Annotated in this window: 25 protein-coding genes; 17 read left to right on the top strand and 8 right to left on the bottom strand. The window is 58.5% G+C overall.

Annotated features, from left to right (window positions below; translation table 11 throughout):
• Positions 1–131 precede the first annotated feature (131 nt).
• The 4 genes from B7L09_RS04545 (at position 132) to B7L09_RS04560 (ending at position 4,708) form a co-directional block, all read left to right on the top strand.
• Positions 132–557 carry a hypothetical protein gene (locus B7L09_RS04545; RefSeq protein ID WP_094467891.1) on the top strand — a complete coding sequence of 142 codons (426 nt, stop codon included), beginning with the start codon at positions 132–134 and terminating at the stop codon, positions 555–557.
• A gap of 268 nt (positions 558–825) precedes the next feature.
• Positions 826–3,081, top strand: coding sequence for a TonB-dependent siderophore receptor (locus tag B7L09_RS04550; protein WP_094467892.1), 2,256 nt, complete (start codon positions 826–828; stop codon positions 3,079–3,081).
• A 317-nt stretch (positions 3,082–3,398) separates the two neighbouring features.
• Complete coding sequence (locus B7L09_RS04555; protein WP_094467893.1) at positions 3,399–3,929, top strand: glyoxalase superfamily protein; 531 nt, start codon at positions 3,399–3,401, stop codon at positions 3,927–3,929.
• A gap of 86 nt (positions 3,930–4,015) precedes the next feature.
• Positions 4,016–4,708, top strand: a complete 693-nt coding sequence (locus B7L09_RS04560) for a class I SAM-dependent methyltransferase (protein WP_094467894.1) — start codon at positions 4,016–4,018, stop codon at positions 4,706–4,708.
• Here B7L09_RS04560 and B7L09_RS04565 read toward each other — a convergent pair.
• The 3 genes from B7L09_RS04565 to B7L09_RS04575 are packed head-to-tail and all read right to left on the bottom strand — an operon-like array spanning position 4,693 to position 8,215.
• The gene (locus B7L09_RS04565; protein WP_094467895.1) at positions 4,693–5,925 is read right to left on the bottom strand and encodes a nucleoside permease; all 1,233 of its coding nucleotides are present in this window, start codon (positions 5,923–5,925) and stop codon (positions 4,693–4,695) included. The genes B7L09_RS04560 and B7L09_RS04565 overlap by 16 nt on opposite strands.
• Positions 5,926–5,981: 56 nt before the next feature.
• Complete coding sequence (locus tag B7L09_RS04570) at positions 5,982–7,079, bottom strand: sugar phosphate isomerase/epimerase family protein (protein WP_094467896.1); 1,098 nt, start codon at positions 7,077–7,079, stop codon at positions 5,982–5,984.
• Positions 7,076–8,215, bottom strand: a complete 1,140-nt coding sequence (locus B7L09_RS04575; RefSeq protein ID WP_176457661.1) for a Gfo/Idh/MocA family protein — start codon at positions 8,213–8,215, stop codon at positions 7,076–7,078. The genes B7L09_RS04570 and B7L09_RS04575 overlap by 4 nt, the downstream gene beginning before the upstream one ends.
• Positions 8,216–8,442: 227 nt before the next feature.
• Between B7L09_RS04575 and B7L09_RS04580 the strand changes: the two genes are divergently transcribed.
• The 5 genes from B7L09_RS04580 (at position 8,443) to B7L09_RS04605 (ending at position 12,097) form a co-directional block, all read left to right on the top strand.
• Positions 8,443–9,447 (top strand): LacI family DNA-binding transcriptional regulator, encoded by a 1,005-nt coding sequence (locus B7L09_RS04580; RefSeq protein WP_094467912.1) that lies wholly within the window; start codon positions 8,443–8,445, stop codon positions 9,445–9,447.
• A 79-nt stretch (positions 9,448–9,526) separates the two neighbouring features.
• Positions 9,527–10,021 (top strand): PaaI family thioesterase, encoded by a 495-nt coding sequence (locus B7L09_RS04585; RefSeq protein ID WP_094467898.1) that lies wholly within the window; start codon positions 9,527–9,529, stop codon positions 10,019–10,021.
• Between the two features lie 59 nt (positions 10,022–10,080).
• Positions 10,081–10,641 (top strand): hypothetical protein, encoded by a 561-nt coding sequence (locus B7L09_RS04590; protein WP_094467899.1) that lies wholly within the window; start codon positions 10,081–10,083, stop codon positions 10,639–10,641.
• 343 nt (positions 10,642–10,984) lie between these two features.
• On the top strand, positions 10,985–11,461 hold the full coding sequence (locus tag B7L09_RS04600; RefSeq protein WP_094467900.1) for an NADPH-dependent F420 reductase: 477 nt from the start codon (positions 10,985–10,987) through the stop codon (positions 11,459–11,461).
• A gap of 336 nt (positions 11,462–11,797) precedes the next feature.
• Entirely contained in the window at positions 11,798–12,097 is a 300-nt protein-coding gene (locus B7L09_RS04605; protein WP_094467901.1) for a hypothetical protein, read from the top strand.
• A gap of 204 nt (positions 12,098–12,301) precedes the next feature.
• On the opposite strand, the gene B7L09_RS04610 is transcribed toward B7L09_RS04605, so the two are convergent.
• Positions 12,302–13,156: a LysR family transcriptional regulator gene (locus B7L09_RS04610; RefSeq protein ID WP_094467902.1), complete on the bottom strand. Its 855-nt coding sequence runs from the start codon at positions 13,154–13,156 to the stop codon at positions 12,302–12,304.
• A 74-nt stretch (positions 13,157–13,230) separates the two neighbouring features.
• Here B7L09_RS04610 and B7L09_RS04615 point away from each other — a divergent pair, with 74 nt between their 5' ends.
• Positions 13,231–14,172: a DMT family transporter gene (locus tag B7L09_RS04615; protein WP_094467903.1), complete on the top strand. Its 942-nt coding sequence runs from the start codon at positions 13,231–13,233 to the stop codon at positions 14,170–14,172.
• A gap of 175 nt (positions 14,173–14,347) precedes the next feature.
• On the opposite strand, the gene B7L09_RS04620 is transcribed toward B7L09_RS04615, so the two are convergent.
• Positions 14,348–14,890: a DinB family protein gene (locus B7L09_RS04620; protein WP_010459180.1), complete on the bottom strand. Its 543-nt coding sequence runs from the start codon at positions 14,888–14,890 to the stop codon at positions 14,348–14,350.
• A gap of 384 nt (positions 14,891–15,274) precedes the next feature.
• Here B7L09_RS04620 and B7L09_RS04625 point away from each other — a divergent pair, with 384 nt between their 5' ends.
• A complete protein-coding gene (locus B7L09_RS04625) occupies positions 15,275–15,679 on the top strand; it encodes a DUF6632 domain-containing protein (RefSeq protein WP_094467904.1) in 405 nt (134 codons plus the stop codon).
• Between the two features lie 152 nt (positions 15,680–15,831).
• Here the strand turns inward: B7L09_RS04625 and B7L09_RS04630 are convergent, their stop codons facing one another.
• The gene (locus B7L09_RS04630; protein WP_094467905.1) at positions 15,832–16,173 is read right to left on the bottom strand and encodes a RidA family protein; all 342 of its coding nucleotides are present in this window, start codon (positions 16,171–16,173) and stop codon (positions 15,832–15,834) included.
• A gap of 142 nt (positions 16,174–16,315) precedes the next feature.
• Here B7L09_RS04630 and B7L09_RS04635 point away from each other — a divergent pair, with 142 nt between their 5' ends.
• Together B7L09_RS04635 and B7L09_RS04640 are read left to right on the top strand one after the other, a co-directional pair.
• A complete protein-coding gene (locus tag B7L09_RS04635; RefSeq protein ID WP_010459174.1) occupies positions 16,316–17,242 on the top strand; it encodes a LysR family transcriptional regulator in 927 nt (308 codons plus the stop codon).
• A 363-nt stretch (positions 17,243–17,605) separates the two neighbouring features.
• Complete coding sequence (locus tag B7L09_RS04640; protein WP_010459172.1) at positions 17,606–18,115, top strand: YkgB family protein; 510 nt, start codon at positions 17,606–17,608, stop codon at positions 18,113–18,115.
• Positions 18,116–18,161: 46 nt separating this feature from the next.
• On the opposite strand, the gene B7L09_RS04645 is transcribed toward B7L09_RS04640, so the two are convergent.
• Positions 18,162–18,971 (bottom strand): helix-turn-helix transcriptional regulator, encoded by an 810-nt coding sequence (locus tag B7L09_RS04645; RefSeq protein WP_094467906.1) that lies wholly within the window; start codon positions 18,969–18,971, stop codon positions 18,162–18,164.
• Between the two features lie 211 nt (positions 18,972–19,182).
• Between B7L09_RS04645 and B7L09_RS04650 the strand changes: the two genes are divergently transcribed.
• The 4 genes from B7L09_RS04650 (at position 19,183) to B7L09_RS04665 (ending at position 21,515) form a co-directional block, all read left to right on the top strand.
• Positions 19,183–19,755 (top strand): chorismate mutase, encoded by a 573-nt coding sequence (locus tag B7L09_RS04650; protein WP_094467907.1) that lies wholly within the window; start codon positions 19,183–19,185, stop codon positions 19,753–19,755.
• A 131-nt stretch (positions 19,756–19,886) separates the two neighbouring features.
• Complete coding sequence (locus tag B7L09_RS04655; protein ID WP_094467908.1) at positions 19,887–20,327, top strand: phage infection protein; 441 nt, start codon at positions 19,887–19,889, stop codon at positions 20,325–20,327.
• Between the two features lie 197 nt (positions 20,328–20,524).
• Positions 20,525–20,953: a nuclear transport factor 2 family protein gene (locus B7L09_RS04660; RefSeq protein ID WP_094467909.1), complete on the top strand. Its 429-nt coding sequence runs from the start codon at positions 20,525–20,527 to the stop codon at positions 20,951–20,953.
• Positions 20,954–21,062: 109 nt separating this feature from the next.
• Positions 21,063–21,515, top strand: coding sequence for a hypothetical protein (locus B7L09_RS04665; RefSeq protein ID WP_094467910.1), 453 nt, complete (start codon positions 21,063–21,065; stop codon positions 21,513–21,515).
• Positions 21,516–21,529: 14 nt separating this feature from the next.
• On the opposite strand, the gene B7L09_RS04670 is transcribed toward B7L09_RS04665, so the two are convergent.
• The gene (locus B7L09_RS04670; protein ID WP_094467911.1) at positions 21,530–21,988 is read right to left on the bottom strand and encodes a MarR family winged helix-turn-helix transcriptional regulator; all 459 of its coding nucleotides are present in this window, start codon (positions 21,986–21,988) and stop codon (positions 21,530–21,532) included.
• Positions 21,989–22,171: the final 183 nt, after the last annotated feature.

Below are 22,171 nucleotides of genomic sequence, written 5' to 3' on the forward strand. Positions count from 1 at the left end.
TCGTGAGACACGAGTCTCATAATAGACACTCGATATCCAACCAACAAGAGGTCGCCCGCACGACCGCGCGACGACTTCACATCAATTGTTTCAGTAACTGAACGCGCCTCTGGGCGCATGAGGTGAATGCCATGAATCACACACCCTGTTCGCGGACCTGGTTTCGGCTCGCTGCCCTCTACTTTGCCATTGGCGTGACGCTGGGCGTGGCAATGGGCGCTTCCGGCGATCATTCGCTCTTCGCGGTACATGCCCATGTCAATCTGTTGGGATGGGTGTCGATGGCCCTGTTCGGCATTATCGGCACCGCCCACCCGTCCATCACCGAAGGGCGCGTGGCTGCAGCGCAATTCTGGGCGTACAACGTTGGCGTCCCGGTGATGCTCGGCGCACTGACGCTGCGACTCAAGGGCTTCCCGTCAGTCGAGCCGCTGATAGGCGTCGCCTCCCTCCTCATCGGTTGCAGTGTGCTGCTGTTTGTGTGGCTGGTGTTCTCGCGCGTTGGTGTGACGGCCATGTACTTGAGCAGCCCGACAGGCGAGTCTCGCCAGCCTTGACGTGCTAAACACGTCGCCGCTTTTTGGGCCGCGTATCGGTCCGGGGTGATTCTGCCTCGGATCGATTGCTGCCTCCGACATTCTCCGACGGCAGTCCGATCAGCCTGAGTCTACGATCAGCGTCGCCCCCTCCAGGCGTGCACGGCAATACGCTGGACGCATCACATTTGATAACAGATCTCAAATGAGTATAAATCCTATTCCAGAATCAATTTCTATTGCGTATGATACGGATTCTCAATAACAGCAAAATCAAATGAGTGTCCGCATGACCGCCCCAATCTCCCTGTGTTCACAAGCCTCCGTGACGCCGCGCTTGCCTTCGACCTTGCGCCCCCTGGCGCTCGCAGTGCACATGCTGGCAGCCGGTATCGCCATCACTGCGCCCATCGTGCAGGCGGCGGAACAGACTGAGCAGACGAAGACTGGAAGCTCTGTGACCTTGGCCCCTATCGCGATCACGGAGACGGCCATTCGCGAACGCAACGCCGTCACCGAAGACACCAACTCCTACACGACTGAAGCTGCACGCACGGCCACGCCGTTGAGCATGTCGCTGCGGGAGACGCCCCAGTCGGTCAGCGTCATCACTCAGCAACGCATACAGGACCAGGATCTGCATACGATCCTCGACGTGGTCAACAATGCCACCGGTGTGTCGGTCAACCGCTACGAGACCAGCCGGGCGCAGTTCAACGCCCGAGGTTTTGAGCTCAACTCGCTGATGATCGATGGCGTGCCCACCATCTACGAGCAACCATGGAGCTCGGGGGAAATTTTCAGCAGCCTGGCCATGTATGACCGCGTTGAAGTAGTACGCGGAGCCAACGGTCTGATGACCGGTGCCGGCGATCCATCCGCGTCCATCAACATGGTGCGCAAGCGCGCCAACAGTAAAGACCTGAAGGGTTCTGTAGAACTGAGCGCCGGCACCTGGGACACCTACGGCGTCGAGGCTGATGTGTCCACGGCGCTGAACGAGGAAGGCACCGTTCGCGCGCGGCTGGTCGGGGAGACCAACGAGGGCGACACGTGGATCGACATGAACTCGAACAAGCGCCAGACCCTCTACGGCACGATGGATATCGACCTGACGCCCGACACCACGCTCTGGTTCGGCTTGAGCCGGCAAGAAAGCAACGCCGACTCGCCGATGTGGGGTGGCCTGCCAGTCTGGTACGCAGACGGCGGCCGCACCAACTGGAGCCGCTCGAAGTCAACTTCCGCCAAATGGAGCAAGTGGGACACGACCTACGAGACCTACTTCGTCAATCTTGATCACACCTTTGCCAACGACTGGCAAGTCAATCTGAGCTACAACCGTGGCGAGCGCACCGGCGACTCTTCCCTGCTGTACCTGTCCGGCAATCCAGGCAGGAACGGCAGCTCCGCGATGTCTTCGTTCCCGGCGACCTACAAGACCGAGACCACCCAGGATGACTACGGTATCCGCTTCAATGGCCCGTTCTCGTTCCTGGGTCGCGAGCACGAATTGGCCTTCGGTTATGTGGACAGCAAGCAGAAGTTCAACGTCGACTCACGTGACGCGCAAACAGGCTTTGGCGGTGTCGCCGATTTCGATTCCTACAACGGTAATTTCGCAGAACCGGTATGGGGCCCGAGGACCGACTACGGTTACAGCGAGACCCGCCAGAAGGGCCTGTACGCGGCAACCCGCCTGAATGTGACCGACGATTTGAAAGTGATCCTTGGCGCGCGTGAAAGCTGGTACGAGAAGACCAGTGATGACGTCTTCTCGGAAGTGAGCAAGATCGATGTCGATCATGAGCTGACACCCTATGCAGGTATTGTCTACGACCTCACCGACAACCTTTCGGCTTATGCCAGCTACACAGAAATCTTCCTGCCACAATCGGTACGCGACCGCAGTGGCCAGGAACTGGAACCGATCGTTGGCGAGAGCACTGAATTGGGCCTGAAGGGTGAGTACTTCGGTGGCCGCTTGAACGCCTCCGCGGCGGTTTTCCAGATCAAACAAGACAATCTGGGCCAGAACACTGGCGTGCTGATCGATCCTTCAAACCCGGTCGGCGGCTTCGCCTACGAGGCAAGTGAAGGCGCGACCAGCAAGGGTTTCGAGCTGGAAGTTTCCGGCGAGCTCGCAACGGACTGGAATGCATCGGTGGGTTACACCCAGTTCACAGCCGAAGATGCCAAAGGCGACGACGTCAACACGCTGTACCCGACCAAGTTGCTGCGCACCTTTACCACCTACCGCCTGCCAGGGGCTTTCAACAAGCTGACCATCGGCGGCGGGGTTAACTGGCAGGATTCGATCTACACCTACGCCCTCAACCCGGCCGGCAATTCCGAGAAAATCCAGCAGGATGCCTATGCGCTGGTCAACCTGATGGCTCGCTACGAGTTCACGGAAAACCTCTCGGGCCAGGTGAATGCCAACAACGTCACCGACCAGAAGTACTTTGACATCTTCGATGCCTACGGCGCCCTGACATACGGTGCACCGCGCAGCATTACGGCTTCGGCGAAGTACCGCTTCTAAGGCACACGGTCGGGTAGCGCTGCTCTCTCCTACCCGAGGTGTACACCACGAAGAAAACACAACACCGNGAAAACACAACACCGGCCTTGCGCCGGTGTTGTGCTTTCTAACGAATAGGCCAACGCTCTCGTTTCGCCTGCTCCTGACTTCCGCACTCATTGACCGCTGTGTATCATCAGCCCGGGCCGATGCTGCCCGCCGCTCGCTCCCGAAGGGAAAGGTGAAAGCATTGCTTCTCCCCCCAAATCCTGTCGTATCTCTTGAGAGCCGAGGTTTGGCAACGCGAGCACCAGAATGCCTTGGCTACAGGAGGAACGATGTTTTCAATCGAACAAGCCAAGCAGATGGCCAAGAGGCTGCGTGCCTCGCTTGAGGCGCGCCATCAAGAGGCGTCTCACTCAACCGCGCTTGAACTGGTCGCGCATCAACTGGGCTACAAGGACTGGAACACCGCGTCTGCGATGCTTTCCCAGGAACCTGACCAACCCGCCATTACCTTCGATAAAGCCATCCCGATATTGCGGATGTTTGACGAAACCAAGGCGCGCGAGTTCTACCTTGATTTTCTAGGCTTCAGCGTCGAATTCGAGCATCGGTTCGAAGCAGATCTGCCGCTGTACCTGGGCATCAGCCGAAACGGTCTGCAGCTCCACCTTTCCGAACATCATGGCGATGCGAGCCCGGGATCGACGATATTTGTCCCGATGCACAATATCGAAATGCTGCGCGACGAACTACAGGGCAAACGTTACGGATACGGACGGCCTGATATCGTTCAGCAAGGCTGGGGGCAAGTGCTGGAAGTCCATGACCCATTCGGCAACCGCATTCGGTTCTGCCAAAGCTGATCCTGACTGGCGGGCCTCCCTGAGAAATCAGCCAACCTTGATACTTGTCCTATCCTTCTATCCAACCCACAACGCCAGACACCGACATGGCCGCCTCCGAATCCACCCTCCTCGACAGCTGGCACCATAACGCCCACGCCTGGATCGAAGCCATCCGCAGCGGTGCCATCGAAAGCCGCCTCACGGTGACCGACCAGGCCATCCTGTTGGCAGTGCTGGGCCGCCAACCCGAGCGCGTGCTCGACCTGGGTTGCGGCGAAGGCTGGTTGTTGCGCGCGCTGGCTCAACGGGGCATCACGGCGGTCGGAGTAGATGGCGATGCGACGCTGGTCGAGGCGGCACGGGCGTCGGGGTCGTTGCAGGTGCATGTGGCGAGCTATGACGAGTTGGTGGAGGCGAAGGTGGACATCGGCCGCGATTACGACCTGATCTGCGCCAACTTCGCCTTGCTGCACCAGGACATCATCCCCCTGCTCGCCGCCATGAACGCCCTGCTCGGCCCTGGTGGTGCGCTGGTGATTCAGACACTGCACCCGTGGGCTGTCGCGGCGGGCGACTATCAGGATGGCTGGCGGGAAGAAACCTTTGCCGGGTTCAAGGGCCAGTGGCAGCCCATGCCATGGTACTTCCGCACCTTGTCCAGCTGGCTGAATGCGCTGGACATCGCCGGCTTTCGGCTGGCCGTTCTGCAAGAGCCGCAGCACCCGCAAAGTCCGGTGCCGCAGTCGTTGCTGTTGGTAGCCGAATGCGGGCAAGGGGCTGTTCAGACGGTCGTTTGAACAACCGCGGCCTGCCGCCCCTTGAACGCCAACGCAAAGCAGAAAAAGATCGCCAGGGCGAACCCCGCCGGAAACAACCAGATGTGCTTCCAGTCATGGCTGCCCGACAGCGCATAGTGGTCGGTCACCTGCCCTGCGACCCAGAACCCGATCAGCATGCCCAGGCCGTAGGTCGCCAAAGTAATGAGCCCTTGGGCCGAGCTTCTGAAACGCTCCGGTGCCTTGGCGTCGGTGTAAATCTGGCCGGACACGAAGAAGAAGTCGTAGCAGATACCGTGTAAGGCAATGCCAGTAAACAGCATGAACGCCAGGTCGCCATTATTACCGTAGGCGAACAGCAAATACCGCAAGGCCCACGCCAACATCCCCACCAAGAGCGCAATCTTGATCCCGAAGCGCTGAATGAACAGCGGCAGAAGCAGCATGAACAGCACTTCGGAAACCTGCCCGATGGCCATTTTCGCCGTCGGGTTGGTCACGCCAATCTCCGCCAGAAACGGATTGGCATTCTGGTAATAAAACGCCAGCGGAATGCAGATCAGAATGGAGGCGATGAAGAACACCAGGTAACTGCGGTCCTTCAGCAAACTCAATGCGTCCAGCCCGAGCATTTGCTTGAGGCCGCTGCGGCCCACCTCAGGCTTCCGTGGCGCGGTGCGCGGCAAGGTGAAGCTGTAGAGGCCGAGCACCAGAGAGGCAATCGCCGACATCAGAAAGGTGTTGCGCAGCCCGCCTGACGAAATCAGGGCCTGGGAATCCCAGGCAAACACAAAGCTGATCACCACACCGGCCGCGATCCAGCCGAGGGTGCCCCACACGCGGATGCGGGAGAACTCAAGTGCCGGGTCGCTCATCTGCCGGAACGCCACTGAATTCACCAATGCCAGGGTCGGCATGTACACCATCATGTACGCCAGCACATACGGGTAAAACGTACTGAAGTCCGGCGCTCGATACAGCTGATACAGCAACACGGCGCCCACCAGGTGCAGCACCGCGAGGATGCGCTCGGCGTTGAAGAAACGGTCGGCGATCAAGCCGATCACAAAGGGCGCGATGATCGCGCCCCAGGACTGGGTCGAGAACGCCATGCCGATCTGCCCGCCGCTGGCGCCCAGGTTACTGGCGAGGAACGTACCGAGGGTGACGAACCATCCGCCCCAGATAAAGAATTGCAGGAACATCATGGCGCTCAGGCGCGCGGTCATCGTGGACATAACAGTCACCGTCTTATTGTTTTTGTTGTTGGAGAGAGGAACGAAAAACGTCGTGATCAGGCCTCGGGCAACCCCAGCAATCGTCGATTGAAACCTTCGTCGGATTGCACGCTGGCGAAATCGTCGAAGGCCTTCTGCGTCTTGGTGATCATGTGCTGCGCGATGAACGCCGCCCCTTCTGCGGCACCCTGGGCGGAGTCCTTGAGGCAACACTCCCACTCAAGCACGGCCCAACCGCTGAAGTCGTATTGGGTCAGTTTGCTGAAGATCGATTTGAAGTCGATCTGGCCATCGCCCAGGGAACGGAAACGCCCCGGCCGCTCGACCCAGCCCTGGTAACCGCCGTAGACGCCCGAGCGTGCATCGGGCCGGAACTCGGCGTCTTTGACGTGGAACATGCGGATGCGCGCGTGGTAGCGATCGATGAAACCCAGGTAGTCCATTTGCTGGAGCAGCAGATGGCTGGGGTCATACAAAATCGCGGCGCGTGGATGGTGATCTACCGCCTCGAGAAAACGCTCGAACGAGGCGCCGTCGTGCAGGTCTTCACCGGGGTGGATTTCGTAGCACAGGTCGACACCGGCCTCCTCGAAGCAATCAAGAATCGGCAACCAGCGTTTCGCCAGTTCGGCAAAGCCCTGTTCGACCAACCCGCTTGGGCGTTGCGGCCAGGGGTAGACATACGGCCACAGCAGCGCACCGGAAAAGGTGGCGTGAGCCTTCAACCCCAGACGCTGGCTGGCCCGGGCTGCGAGCTTCAACTGCTCGATGGCCCATTCGGTGCGCGCCTGCGGCTGGCCGCGCAGGTGCGTAGGGGCAAAGTCATCGAACAGGGCGTCGAACGCCGGATGCACCGCCACCAGTTGACCTTGCAGGTGCGTCGACAACTCGCTGATCTCGACGCCCGCTTTAGCGCAGACAGCCTTCAATTCGTCGCAGTATTCCTGGCTTTCGGCGGCGCGGGCCAGGTCGATGTATTGCGTGCCCAGGGTTGGCAACTGGATCGCCTTGTAGCCTTGGGACGCCGCCCACTCGGCAATATTGGCCAGGGTGTCGAAGGGCGCTTCGGCGGACATGAACTGCGCGAGGAAGATCCCCGGGCCGCGCAGGCCTGCTTGAGAAGTAGGGTTCACGGGCGAGTGCTCCGGGTTCATTGAGGGCAGACCAGTTCGGTCCATTTCGTGTCGCCACGATGACTGGCAATCACGGTTTCGATGAAGGCCATGCCGCGCAGTCCGACGTCGATGCCGGGCACGCCCGGGGCCGCGTTGCCATCGACGTTGCTGCGAATCGCCGTGGCGAAATCGCCATAGAGGTTGGCCATGGCTTCCAGATAGCCTTCGGGATGCCCGGCCGGCAGACGCATGCGCCGGATCGCGGCGTCGCACAACCAGGGTTGGCCGACACCGGAACGCAGCACGCGCATCGGTTGGTCAAGGGACCGATGGATCAGGCTCGACGGTTCTTCCTGACGCCATTCCAGGCCGCCCTTGTCACCGTAGATGCGGATCTTCAACGGGTTTTCTTCACCCGCGCAGACCTGGCTGGCAATCAACACACCACTCGCGCCGTCGGCCATCTTGAACAGCATCGCGGCGTCGTCGTCCAGTTGCCGGCTGGCAACGTGGGTATTCAACATCGCGCACAGGTGCTGGATGGACTGGTCCGCCACGAATTCGGCCAATGAAAAGGCATGGGTACCGATATCGCCGATGCAGCCGCCCAACCCGGACTGCTCAGGCTGGTCGCGCCAGCCGGCCTGCTTGTTGCCCTGCCCCGCCACATCCTCGCTCAGCCAGCCCTGGGGGTACTCGACAATCACCTTGCGCACGGTGCCGATCACGCCGTCGCGAACCATCTGCCGCGCCTGCCAGACCATCGGATTGCCCAGGTACGTATGGGCCAGGCCATAGAGGCGATCGCTGCGTTCAAGCACAGCCTTGAGCGGCAGCAACTCGGCCAGATTCAACGCCGCCGGTTTCTCACTGAACACATGAAACCCCGCACTCAGCGCCTGGCTGGCAATCGGCGCGTGCAGGTGATTGGGGGTGACAATGATCAGCAGCTCCATACGCTGATCGGCCGGCAGTGCACGCTCGGCCTCCAGCATCTGCCGCCAGTCGCTGTAGCAACGGGAAGCGCACAATCCCAGCGCGGCGCCGGTGTCCTGATTGTTGCGGGCGTCGCGACTGAACGCGCCACACACCAACTCAAAACGGCCATCGAGCCCGGCGGCCTGACGGTGGGCTTGACCGATGAAAGCGCCCTCCCCACCACCAACAAAGCCCATTCTTATTTTTTGCACGGCAACACTCATCGCAACGCTTCTCTGTTTGAGGCGGTTTCCGGCGGCTTTACAGGAATGCATCCGAAAGCCGATGTAACCGGTTACATCGTGACGGAAATTTAGGCCCTGTTTTATGAGGTGTCAAACCCGAAATGAATCGCCAGGAACATTTCGGGGTGGCGCTGACCTGCGCTAAGCTCGCCGCTGCACAGTTCGATAACGAGGTGGTCTTGTCCAATATCCGCGAAGTAGCCAGGCTGGCCGGCGTCTCCGTCGCCACGGTGTCCAGGACGCTGAAGTCGCCTGAGCGGGTACTCCCCGACACGCGCGACAAGGTCAACGCCGCCGTGGAAAAAGCCGGTTATCGACCGAACCAGATGGCGGTGCAATTTCGCTCGCGCAGAACCGGCAACCTGGTGATTCTGGTGCCGACCATCGCCAACACTTTTTTCGCCAAGGTGATCAGCGGCGCGCAACAGGCCGCCCAGCTCGCCGGGTATCGGCTGTTGCTGTGCGACACCCAGGGCCGCGAGGAAGTGGAACGGGAATTTGCCGAATTGGTCTACGCCCATCAGGCTGATGGCGTCATTCAGTTGCGCGCCTATGACCCTTTTGAAGCGCCCTCCCCCAGCGCCGACTTACCGCCGATCGTCAATGCCTGCGAAGTGATTCAGGGCGGTCGTCATCCCACCATCAGCCTCGACAACCGCGCGGCTGCCAAGGCCATGACCGAACATTTGATCGAGTTGGGACACCGCCGGATCGGCCTGATCAAAGGCCCGAAAAGCAGCCCGTTGACCCGCGATCGCGTGGCCGGTTATCAGGACGCCTTGCAACAGGCCGGTATCACGTCGGATGCCGCGCTGATCTGCCACGGCGATTTCAGTCTGAAGGCCGGTCATGACGGCGCCGCCGTGATGCTGAAATTGCCTGACCGTCCCACGGCGTTGTTTTGCGAAAACGATGAAATGGCCATCGGTGCGTTGAAACGCATCAAACAACAGGGCTTGCGCGTCCCGGAGGACATTTCATTGGTGGGCTTCGATGACATCCCGTTCGCGGCGTACTGCGATCCACCGCTGACAACCATCTCGCAACCTGCCGAAACGTTCGGTCAGAAAGCCGTCGAGATGTTGATCGCGCTGATCGAGAAGAAACCGATCACACAACGGCATGTGGTGTTGCCGTTCAAGTTGACCTTGCGTAACAGCACGGCGGTTGTCAGGGAACGCTGACGGATTTCCCAAGTGACCGCGCTCCGATTGCAGCGTTAAAATTCGGCAGTTTTGGTCCACAGTTTGAGGAACCCCCGTTATGTCCAGTCTCGACACCTCCCTGCAAGACACCGCCGCACCTGAAGGCGTTTGTTATGGCTGCGGCAGCAGCAATCCGCACGGCCTTCACATCAAGAGTTTCTGGGACGAGGACGGCGTGCATGTGATCGCCGAGCACTTGCCTGATCCCATGTATTGCGGCTGGCCGGACTTGGTGTACGGCGGGTTGCTCGCGATGCTGGTGGACTGTCATTCCAATTGGACGGCGATGGCTTATCACTACCGTGCGGAAAACCGCGAAATTGCCAGCCTGCCCCGAATCAATTGCGTCACCGGCAACCTGGGCATCAAGTTCATCAAGCCGACCCCGATGGGTGTACCGCTGACCCTGCGTGCAAAAGTGGAAGGCGATGTCGGGCGCAAAACCCGTGTGATCTGCGAGGTCTATGCCGGGGACGTGCTCACGGCGGTTGGCGACTCCGTTTTTGTTCGCGTGGATACCGAGCAATTGGCGGCGTTGGCGCACAGTNGTTAGTGGGCTCGCAATAGAGTGATCGATCCTGCGTGTCGGTACCGTAAGTTACAGGAGGTTTTATGAGCAACTTCCCAATCGTTGCCACGGTACTCTCGATGATATTGGGGCTCTCCGTCACTCGCCTTCTTCTGGGTGTGTTGACGGTGTTCCGCATCCGCCGCGCCGCTGCGCCTGATTGGGTCGCGCTGGTCTGGGCCATCATGCTTTTTACGACACAGCTGGAGTTCTGGTGGGCCGTCAACCAACTGCCTTCGATAAAAGTGACCTTTTCGTTTGCGGAATTTCTACTGCTCGTTCTGTTGGCGCTTTCGCTTTTCGTCTCTTCCGCGTTATTGCTTCCCAGTCGAAGTGAGGACGAGCAAAACGGGCTTCGCATTTACTTCGAACAGGATGGCCGCTACGCACTTCTATCCCTGTCGACTTTTCTTGTGCTCGGGCTCTTCGTGAATATCATTTTCTTTCAAGTATCGCCGGTAGCGCTTTGGGGCGCCCTGGATGTCCTGATGATTATTCTTCCTGTCTGCGCATTCAGTGCCAAATCGCGAAAAGCGTATTCGATAATAACGTTGATCTACGTGCCCATTAACGCGTTTGATATAGCCGTTTCACTGACCAACTAGGCGTTTCGGATGATTATTCCGAGCAATCGACGATGTCGGGGGGTGAATAGACTATCTTCGCAGTTGGCGAGAGTCGGCATGGCAGCTGTCCAGTCCAGTACAAGCGAAATCAAAAGGCAGCAATCGGCCAGGAGGGTCCACCTCGCCAGCCGCCTCAGGGACGAGCTGGTTGGACGGCAACTGGCGAGGCGAACACATAGACAATAGCTTCCCTTGCTGAACACGCCTCACGCCGCTCATCAAATACCCCTGCTCGTCCGCCGCCTCCCTCGGCAGCTTTCGTTTAGACGTAAGCTCAACTACGGTGATTCCAAGACCGCTGTCCAACCGAGGAGCCCAGTGCATGTCCAGAACCTTCTCTCTGATGCTCGCCGGCCTGGTTCTGTGCACCAGCCAGGCGATGGCAGACACCCTCAAGATCGGCGTGATCGGCGCCGGCAAGGTCGGCGGTACGCTTGGCACGCTCTGGGTTAAGGCCGGGCACTCGGTGATGTTTTCATCACGCCACCCCGAGGCGCTGGCGGACCTGGTCAAGGAGGCCGGCCCCAACGCGCGGGCCGGCTCGGTCACCGAGGCCGCGGCCTGGGGCGATGTGATCGTGTTGAGTGTTCCCTATGGCGCCATGCCGGCGCTGTCCGAACAGTTGAAGGGCAAACTGGACGGCAAAGTGATATTCAGCACCAGTAATCCATTCGGCGGCCGTGACGCAGATGTCGGGCGCAAGGCGCTGGACATGGGCGTGGCCCTGGCGGATCAGCAGTATCTGTTGATCTACGTGCCCATTAACGCGTTTGATATAGCCGTTTCACTGACCAACTAGGCGTTTCGGATGATTATTCCGAGCAATCGACGATGTCGGGCGCAAGGCGCTGGATACCGGCGTGCGGTTAGTGCGTGATGCCGGATTTGTATCGGTGCTTTTCCCGCTCGCGCGCGCCAATGAGGGTTTGCCGGGCGGCCCGCTCAGCGGGGTCTGGAGTGAGGCCGAAATCTAGCAAAAGCTGCGGCGTTAACGAGCGATCCCGGGTTATTCCCTGAAACTCGCTGCCGATACNGAAACTCGCTGCCGATACGAGGCCAGGCCCAACACGGTCTAATCTGAATGGAGCACGACCGCAAAAACACGCCTCCAGCCTCTTGATACAGGGGAAACGGGATGATCGTTGAAACAGCGCGCCCATGCTCGTCATGGGTCATACCCTCCCTGCTCGCCATCAGCCTGGCACTGATCGCAGGATGCGCAGGTAAAGCCGCTACAGCTCGTTATTCGGCCGCAAGTGTCGGCTCGGCCTGCTATGCCAAAGCGCTCCCCACCGCCGGTGAGGGCGGTCTGGCCTGGGGCACCACCTTGAGCATGGCGCGCAAAAAATCCCTGGATAATTGCATCCGCTATGCCGGTCGATCCGGTGGCACGCCGAACACCTGCCAGGTGGTGTTGGCGGAGTGCAGGCATTGAAACCTATGCAAAGCCGAGGAACGACAGGATCACCACGACGACCACCACTAACCCGACGATGTAGATGATGTTGTTCATGAAACCCACCTCTCAACCAGAATAGGACTGCGGCACGAGGGCTTACACCTACACGGTAGTGCAGCTTTGCTCACTATGCCATTGAGCAGGACCTGATTGATCCAGCCGGTTTCGCGTGCTCACCGACTAGAGCCGAAAGTGCTGCTGCATGGCTTGGGAGAGCAAATCCACCGCTTCATCCGCATCTGACGACGGCGATCGGATAAATACGACCTCATGCTCTGGTATGGCGGGCAAACCGTCGAGAATCTGCATGTTTTCCGTCACCCGTGCGCGGTCTATCAGACTGATCGCCAACCCGACCTCCACGCAGGCGCTGACGGCCTGGTTGGACGGACTGTCCAGCACCACGCGCAACCGTCGGCCGCTTTGTTTGAGTGACGCCACCATGGCTTGCCGATAAGGGCATTGCGCCGCATGCACGGCCAGCGGCAGCGGATCCATCAAGGCCAGAGACTTGTTCGCAGGTCCCACCCAGACCGGCGTGGTGGCGACGAGAAATTGCGCCTGCGCAGTCAGTTGCCCCTTGGCTTGGGCAATCACCGCGGCCTGAAGCTTTCCACGCTGGACCTGGTCACGCAGCGAGTCACTGGGGGCTGTCTTCAGCTCCAGCACCACGTTGGGCCAGGCGGCGGTGAAGGTCGGCAAGATGTCGCGGATGACATGGGCGGCGTATTCGTCGGGTACACCCAGGGTAATGCGCCCTGCCAGATGGTTCCCATGCAGGTCGGCCAGCACCCGGTCATGGGTGCTCAGCAGTTCTGTCGTCGACACGAGCAAACGCTTGCCCAGTGCGGTCAGGGACACAGATTGATTATCGCGATTCAGCAAGCGGCCGCCGGCCACCGCTTCAAGCCGCTGGATATGCACGCTCACCGCCGCCGGGCTTTTATGCAGCTGCTCGGCCGCCGCACTGAATTTACCAATCCGCGCCACCGCATGAAATGTACGTACCAGCTCGATATCGAGTATCGCCGTCATGATTTAATCTTCGTGAATGACTGCTGCATTTTATTTTGATTTATTAGATTAGGCCGATTTCATAGCCTGTGGCAATGAACCAGCCCACACCGATCTCCTGTCAGCCGCAAGTCACCTCCCACTGGCGCCAGAAGATGCCGCTGCCACTGCTCGAGGCGGCATTGATTCTGACCTGGAGTTCCGGGTTCGTCGGCGCGCGATTCTCGATGGATTATGCGCCCGCCTTGTTGGTGGTGTTTTGGCGCTGCGTCGTGGTCACGCTGATCCTGTTTCCTTTCGTCGCCAGGCAGTTACGGCAAACCTCCCCTGCCGTGTTACTGAAAAACGCCGGCATCGGTCTTCTGGCCATGGCCGGCTATCTGGCCGGCGTCATTCAAGGCATCGCCCTGGGTGTACCGGCAGGTCTTGCTGCGGTGTTCGCCAACCTGCTACCGATGGCCGTCGCCTTGCTGGCGGCTGGCGTGCTGGGGCAAAAACTGGCCTGGCAAGTCTGGGTTGGGCTGGGCATCGGCCTGGTTGGCGTTGTGGTGGTGACGCTTGGCGCGTTGGCCTGGGGTAACGCGCCCCTCTGGGCGTATGGCCTGCCGGTGCTCGGCACCCTTTCGCTCGCCGTCGCAACACTCTGGCAGAAGCATCTGCATGCCTCTGAATCGCTGGACCTACTGCCCAACCTGTGGCTGCAATGCTGCGTGTCGAGTTTTGCATTCGCCCTGATCGAGGGCACGCAAGGTAGCCTGGCGCCGATACCCAGCATGGGGTTTGCGCTGAGCGTACTGTGGACCGTGGGATTGTCTACGTTAGGCGGCTACGGGCTTTATTGGGTCTGCCTGCGCCGGGCGACAGCCACACGAGTGGCCAGCGTCTTGTACCTGTGCCCACCCGTCACGATGCTGTGGGCCTGGGCCATGTTCAACGAACCGTTGTCATGGCAAATGGTGTCGGGCATGGCAGTGTCCGGGGTCGGCATCTGGATGGTGGTGCGGTCGGAGACTCGGCAGATCCGGTGGCAAAGCTGATGGATGTTTCGGGGCAGAATGTAGTCACAATCTTCTATTCGCAGTTTGTTAACAAGGCCAAAACTGGCGATACAAAAAACCACCCGAACGGTGAAGGATCGAGCGGTTTTTTGGGGGGTGATCTATCAGGCCTAACCTATGACATGAAAATCCCGGTCTAGCGCTGGTTTTTAGATTATGCGCGGGACTCGGAAGGAATGAGGAGGACCAGATCAGTATCGCCTACGTCGACACCCGCTTGTGACAGCAGAGTAGTAACTTGGCCTCGGTGATGAGTCTGGTGGTTGAAGAAATGCATGACCAAGCCATAAAAGCTCCTGTCAGCGGGGGTTCCTTTCATGCTTGTGTAATTGAGGGTGTAATCTAAATCCGCCTCTGTAATCGAGCGAGACCACTCGACAATCACCTGATCGAGCCAAACGCGATGTGCCGAAAGTTCTCGGATATTTGAGAGCAGTAACTGGTCGAGGCTTTTAGGGGCCGGGAGCTGTCGAATCGGCTCCAGAGCCAAGTAATTCGCCGGGTGCCTGGCAAATCGCTTTAGCCAGATAGTGTCCCCGGCCACCAGGTGATTCAACGTCCCGAGAATAGAACCAAAGAATGCTTTCCTATCCACTGACAGCTCTTCATCTGTCAGACTTCTGGCCGCCTCATAAACCTTTGCGTTCATCCAATCGTTATAGATAGCCATCTGGCAGATATGGTCGGTGCGGCCCATCGTGTTCATCCTTTGAGTGAATACTAGACAAGCGTTCCACGCTCATCTGGGGCATTCTAGAGCAAGGCTTTTTGAATCGCCCTTGATTTCGTAGACACGTGAAACAAGCGCCCGCAAATTCTGTTGAATGGACGGGCGCGCGCTCACTTTGAGCAATAAAAGGCATGGACGTAGCGATAGCTAATGAGTAGCTATGCTTGGTCTACCGCCGGAATTAATTGAGTAGATTGGGCTTTGCGTCCATTTTCATCGGTTACCCGACTGTCACAACGCCCGGGCTAGTCAGGCTAGACGACCCAACGAGGAAGTTATCTACCAAGCCCGTGAGGGTGTTATCACCCCACTTGAGTTCAATTTAGAGTCAGGCCCAAAGAGGAGTCCGCCATGACCGTAGTCGATCGCCTCAGGTATTTGCGCGTCGTTCTAGTGTTGGCTGGCCTCGCGTGCCTTGCTCTCTACCCACTTATGTTGTTCTGGCCGTCCGGCTGGGCCTGGCACGCCGGTCACTCGGACTACCCGATGATGATCGTTGGCATCTACGCCACACTTGGCGTGTTCTTGATCTTGGCCGCACGAGATCCATTAGCCAATCTGAGCCTAATCTGGTTCACCGTGTGGTCTAGCGCCGTGCACGGCGGAATCATGACCGTCCAGGCGGTCACCCAGCCGGGGCAAATGGGGCACTTGGCTGGTGACGTGCCGGCGCTCTTCATCATGGCGGTTGCCTTGGCCATCTTGACGCGCCGCTCGCAATTGGCCGCTCGGCGCCGGACACACGATGGGGCCTAAGAGCGGGTTTGACTTTCAGGATCGAGACGAAAATCTCGTCTCTACGCAAATTTTTGCGTCTGCTGATCAACCAAGCGCCGTCAGATTTTACGTAGCAACGCAGTCTTCAAGACTGTGCCCGCTTTTTTTCAGCCTGAGGCGTTTTCTACCTGTCACGTGACGCCGACGCCGGTCAGCGTCGGGTGCGGCGCATTACCCCAGAACTCTGGCAGAACCTTCCAGATCGTCTCGAACTTTGATTCGGGATCGACGATGAAGACGGTGACGTCAATCACATCGTCGAAGGTGCAACCGGCAGCGCCCAGGATTGCATTCAAATTGTTGAACGCGAGTCGAACCTGGGCCTCCAGATCGGGTTCGGGCGAGCCGTCTTCGTTACTGCCGACTTGTCCCGACACGAATAGGAAACCATTGGACTTGATAGCCGGCGAATAGCGATTGCGCTCATAAAGCGCCTGGCGTCCGGGTGGAAAAACAACATCACGCTGTGTCATAGGTGCCTCCATCAATGGGTCTACGCAGACCCGGAACAAACGATGTCGAGACTGTAAGGACTTGTGCCTGGGCGATAAACAAGCAACCGTAGCTATCACTGTTTGTGAAATCCAAACAATCTGATCGATAGCCGGGGCAGCAATGGACCGTTTTGATGCAATGCAGGCATTTGCTCGAGTGGTGGAAGCGGGCAGCTTCACCAAGGCAGCCGAAACACTGCACATGAGCAAGACCACCGTGACACAACTGGTCCAGCAGCTTGAGGCACGGTTGCGCGTCAAATTACTTAACCGCACGACTCGCAAAGTCAACGTCACCGCCGACGGTGCCGTTTATTACGAGCGAGTGCTTCAATTGCTGGCCGACATGGACGACGCCGAGACCAGCCTGTCCGGCGCCTCGACGCTGCCCAGGGGCCGGTTGCGAGTGGATGTGCCAAGCCCGCTGGCCAGCATGATTCTCGTACCCGCGTTGCCTGCGTTTTACGAGCGGTACCCAGACATCCAGATCGACATGGGCGTCAGCGATCGTATCGTGGATATGATTGATGAGAACGTCGATTGCGTGGTGCGCGGCGGCGAGCTGACGGATCAGTCGTTAATGGCCCGACGAGTAGGCGACCTCCAGCTTGGTGTTTTTGCAGCGCCCAGCTACCTGGCACGCGTCGGTACGCCTGCGCATCCGCGGGAGCTGGAAGATTCGCATCACCGTATCGTCGGTTTCCTGTGGGCGCGCACCGGCAAAGCCGTGCCCTATGCCCTGCACAACGACGTTGAGAGTGTCCGAATCAAAGGTCGCTACGCGCTGGCAGTCGACGATGGCAATGCCTACCTCGCGGCCGGCCTTGCCGGACTGGGCGTGCTGTGGCTGCCAAAGTACATGTCCAAGACCTTCGAAGCACGCGGCGAGTTAGTGCCCCTGTTCGAGAGCTGGAAACTCGATCCGATGCCCATCTACGTGGCATTTCCGCCAAATCGGCATATCAGTATCAAACTGCGCGTGTTCATCGATTGGGTCGCTGAGCTGATGGCACACCATGCGCCTGTCAGCGACGGACATGACTCGTGAATACAGCGTTGGGGAATTCGCCATGGCGGTCGCTTTGTCCAAATGATCGCTGTGACGGCTCCCACCACAATCAGTGCGATGCACCTCCGGCACCGAGGGCCCTGGTAAATACAACAGCAGCCCCAGGCAGGTCGCGAAGATCATTTCCAGGGACAGCAACAGGCTGGCCAGTGTCATGGGCAGGCGCCGGGACGCGATGGTCCAGCCGCCCTCCTCTTTTCAAGACCTGAAGTGAGTCAAGACGATCTGCACAGTTCTCAATACGTTCAGAAGCCAAGAGCGTGGGATCAAAGGCAACACTGTGTCCACTCCCAACGTAAACCGCGCTGGGTTTGAATCCCCACATTATTGGAAGCCTGAATCATGACTACCTTGAACAATGAGAACTGCAGAACGTCCGGCGTCACTCAGAAAGCATCGCTCGGGGTTAGAACCACGGCGATCGGCACCTACGGTGCTTACGTTGCTCTGGCCATCATTTACTTCTGGTTCGGCGGCATGAAGTTCACGCACTATGAAGCCGAGGGCCTGGTCCCGTTGGTAAGCAACAGCCCTTTCCTCGGTTGGGTCTACAACATTTTCAGTGTGGATACGTTCTCCAGTCTGCTCGGTATCCTGGAAGTCTCGATCGGTCTTCTTATTGCGGGGCGCCTGCTGTCACCCAAGCTTTCATTGATCGGGGGTGCGTTGTCTGCCGGATTGTTTTTCACGACCTTGAGCTTCATGTTGTCGACACCTGGCGTGATTGAACCCGGCCTCGGTTTCCCGGCCATTTCGGTTGCACCTGGTCAGTTTCTCCTGAAGGATATCGGCTTGCTTGCCGCTTCGGTTTTCGTGGCCGGCCATTCTCTGACTGCACTGGAATCGCGTTGAACCGATGATTTGTCCTCCAGGAATGGCCTGAAACCGCTCGAGGTTTTCAGGCCATTTCGCCATCAGCCTCTCCTGCCGAATCCTTCATCCAGTCCCGAGGGCTGTAGCCCGTCTTGCGACGAAAAGCGCGGGCAAGCGCCGAAGGACTTTCATAACCGACCTCGGCGGCGATCAGCGTGATCGGTCGCCCCTCACGCAGACGCTTCTGCGCCAGGCTGATACGCCAACTCAACAGATAATCGGCCGGTGTCTGCCCGATGACGGCCCGGAAATGCACGGCATAGGCCGCGCGCGACATGTTTGACTCGCTCGCAAGCTCGGCAATCGACCAGGGACGATGCGGTGCGTTGTGAATCTGGACCAGGGAGCGCGCCAATCGTGAATCGGCCAGCCCGGCCATCATTCCGGTGTGCAACTGGTGGTGGTCGAGCAGATGCCGAAACAACAGGATGATCAGCAATTCGAACAAGCGATCCAGCGCAGCCTCCCTGCCGCAATGTCCGCCCGCCGCCTCAACAAACATCCATCTCAACGTGTCGGCCAGCATCGGTAGCTCATCCAGGGGCAGCACCAGCAAATCGGGTAACGAAGCCGACAGCGGGTTATCAACCCCACCCTCGAACTCCATTGATGCGCACAGGAGTTGAGCCCCTTCGGGTTCATTGGCGAACAGTTGATGCCGGCGTGGTCGGGGCAGAAAAATCAGACTGGGACGAGTCAGCAGCAAGTCCTTGCGATCGAGCCCCAGCAACGTGAGGGAACCGGCCTGAAGCAGGTGAATATGACCTCTCGTGTCAGCACCGTCGTAAGACGCCATGCCGCAAAGCTTGCCGTTGTAAAAGACAAAAGCACGCATTGCTAAAAGTTGGTTCACTGTGGTCTACCCGCTTCATGATGAAGGTGCAGCCTTACTGTCCATGAATCTGCACAGTGATGACTGAAATCAGTATGTTTGTTCCGAGTTTCAGTCTAACTCAGCGGGCGCTCCAGGCGTTGTATGCTTGGTGCCCCTATGTGATACACAACACCTGATTGTGTGAGTCCCGAGTTCTGACGAGGTTTTGCTTATGCCCCACTCCCCACGCATCCCGCACCTGCTGGCCTGCGCCTTGATCGGTTTATTCACTGGCGGCGCACAGGCGAGCACGCCCTCCCCTGTGCCCGAGAGTTTGCAACCGCTGCTGGTGACGATGAACGAGCGCCTGAACATTGGTGATCTGGTGGCGCTGACCAAGTGGGACAGCGGCAAACCCATCCAGGACAGTGCCCGTGAAGCGCAAGTTATCGCTAACGCCAGGAAGATGGCCGTTAAACGCAAACTGGACCCGGAACAGGTCGCCGAGTTGGTCGCCGCACAGATTGAAGCCAACAAGCTCGTGCAGTACGGGCTGCTCGCTAATTGGCGGGCGGCCGGCAAGGCGCCTGACACACCACGGCCGGACCTCAACAAACAGATCAGGCCCCAACTGGATGAACTGCAAAACCGTCTGTTGCAGCAATACGCTGAGTTCGCACCCTATCGCAAAGACCCGAACTGCCCGGACTGGCTGGGCGAGGCACGCGCCGGTCTGATCAAGGACCAACTGCATGGTCAGGCATTGATACGCGCGACCGGGGAGCTGTGTGTCGCCGATCAGTGACAGGCCGACGGCGGTCTCTGGCAGCCATTGACCGCATCAATAGTCACCATTAACTCAATGAAGTTCTCTTAAAAACTCCGGGGCGTACCATCGCCTCCATACCAAACAACTACACCCCGGAGCACACCATCATGAAACGCCAAATCCTTCTCAGCATCGCTTTCTCGGTTTTTGCAGTTAACGCTTTCGCCGCTTCTTCTGCTCACCCGGTTGTCGCTGAAGGCGGCTCGGATCGTCTGATCGAAAACCGCGTCGCTGAAGGTGGTTCGGATCGTCTGATCGAAAACCGCGTCGCTGAAGGTGGCTCCGACCGTCTGATCGAAAACCGCGTCGCTGAAGGTGGTTCGGATCGTCTGATCGAAAACCGCGTTGCTGAAGGTGGTTCCGACCGTCTGATCGAAAACCGCGTTGCCGAAGGTGGTTCCGACCGTCTGATCGAGAACCGCGTTGCCGAAGGTGGTTCCGACCGTCTGATCGAAAACCGCGTCGCTGAAGGTGGCTCCGACCGTCTGATCGAAAACCGCGTCGCTGAAGGTGGTTCGGATCGTCTAATCGAAAGCCACGCTGCATAAATGAATGGCTTTACCGATGCACCCAACGAAAAGCCCGGCCTGATCAGCCGGGCTTTTTCGTGAGCTACTTTTAATAAATTCGCATAGCCGCCAGTCGATCCTCGCGGCACTATTGAAGTTCTGCAGCAAGCCATCGTGCAATTCTGCATATGCAACACTGAAGCGTTCACAGAACAACAAAAATACAGGAGTTGAAAATGTCTGAGCTGAACCTGCATCCCAACGCCGCAAAGTCCTTGCATCAATGGCACGACATGATCCTCAAGGGCAACTTGAGCGCCCTGCCCGAGTTGTTGGACCCGCAAGCGGTGTTCCGCTCGCCCATGGCCCACACGCCCTACCCGGGAGCGCCCGTGGTATCGATGATTCTCAACACGGTCGTCAAGGTGTTTGAGGATTTCACCTACCACCGCGAACTGTCGACCGCCGACGGCTTGAGCGTCGTCCTGGAGTTCAGCGCCAAAGTCAGCGGTAAAGAGTTAAAGGGCATCGACATGATCCGGTTCAATGAACAGGGGAAAATCGTTGAATTCGAGGTGATGGTCCGCCCCTTCAGTGCCTTGCAAGCCTTGGGCGAGCAAATGGGACAACGCCTTGGCGCTTACCTGGCGGCCAGCAAAGCCTGATTGCGTTGCCTCGTCCGGAGTGAGGTGCTGCCGCTTGGCACCTACCGGACGGCGATAAATGAGCTATACCGGCTAATCACCCATTGCAGTTTCTACGCAGGAGTTGGCAATGAACCTCAGACACTCACTTGCAACCCTAATGATCAGCGCAAGCCTCTTCGGCTGCGCCACTTCAACAGACCATGGCGTGTCTGTCCCCTTGGTCGCCACCCGACAGAACACCGGGCAGATCGGCAACGTGACGCTGACAAGCTGGGACAAACAGACCGGACTCAGTTTCTTCATCACGGGTGCTCCAAGCGGAGCGACTCTACCCTTGCGTCTCTATAGCTTCATCCATAAAGGCAGCTGCCAGCAACCCGGGCCAGTGGCCTTTGCAATGAACGACAAGGTCAACACCCAGCGCGAAGCTGTACGCGGCTGGTCGTTCTCAAGAAGTGCACCGATCGCCCTGCAAGACCTGCTTTCCGGCGGGTATTCCATCGTCGTGCGAACGGCTCCAGAGAGTGGCAACGTCGATATTTTTTGCGGTGACATCAAGCCGGGAGGCGCAGTGAAGTAGCCATTCGAAACGGCTTATTCCCTGTCTTTCGTAGTACGGATGAGGTTGTCCCGTAATTTCACAATGGCTTTCTGCATTTGCACAAATTCGTCGGGATCAAGACCGGTTTGCGGGAAGCCATCTTCCGTGAGGCCCTCACGCAGTTTTCGCCCCTCGCTTGTGAGGCTGATGCGGACCTGGCGCTCGTCTTCCGGGTCGCGTTGGCGCAGCAGGTAACCCATCGCTTCCAGTTTCTTCAGGATCGGCGTGAGGGTGTTGGATTCGAGGAACAGCTTTTCGCCGAGGCTGCCAACGGTCTGGTTGTCTTCTTCCCACAGCACCACAAGGGTGATGTATTGCGTGTAGGTAAGTCCGAGCCGTTCGAGCATTGGCTTGTATGCCTTGCCGAAAGCGAGGTTAGAGGAATAGACCGCAAAGCACAGGAAGTCGGCAAGCTTCAGGTCGAGGGCGGCTGTTTTTTCGGTGGGTTTCATGAGCGTTCTCTGGGGCCGAAGACGGATGGGCTGGAAGGTCAGACTATACATCGCATGCGATGGTATCGGAAGTGCTCGCTGCTACGGTCGTCGCTTTCAGGTCGATCACGCCTGTGAAGGCCGACGACCGGTTCAACGGGAACGCGCCCTGATCGCGCGGTTCGGGTCACTTTCACGCATGAC

The sequence above is a fragment of the Pseudomonas mandelii genome, from assembly GCF_002251635.1.
Classification (GTDB): domain Bacteria; phylum Pseudomonadota; class Gammaproteobacteria; order Pseudomonadales; family Pseudomonadaceae; genus Aquipseudomonas; species Aquipseudomonas mandelii_B.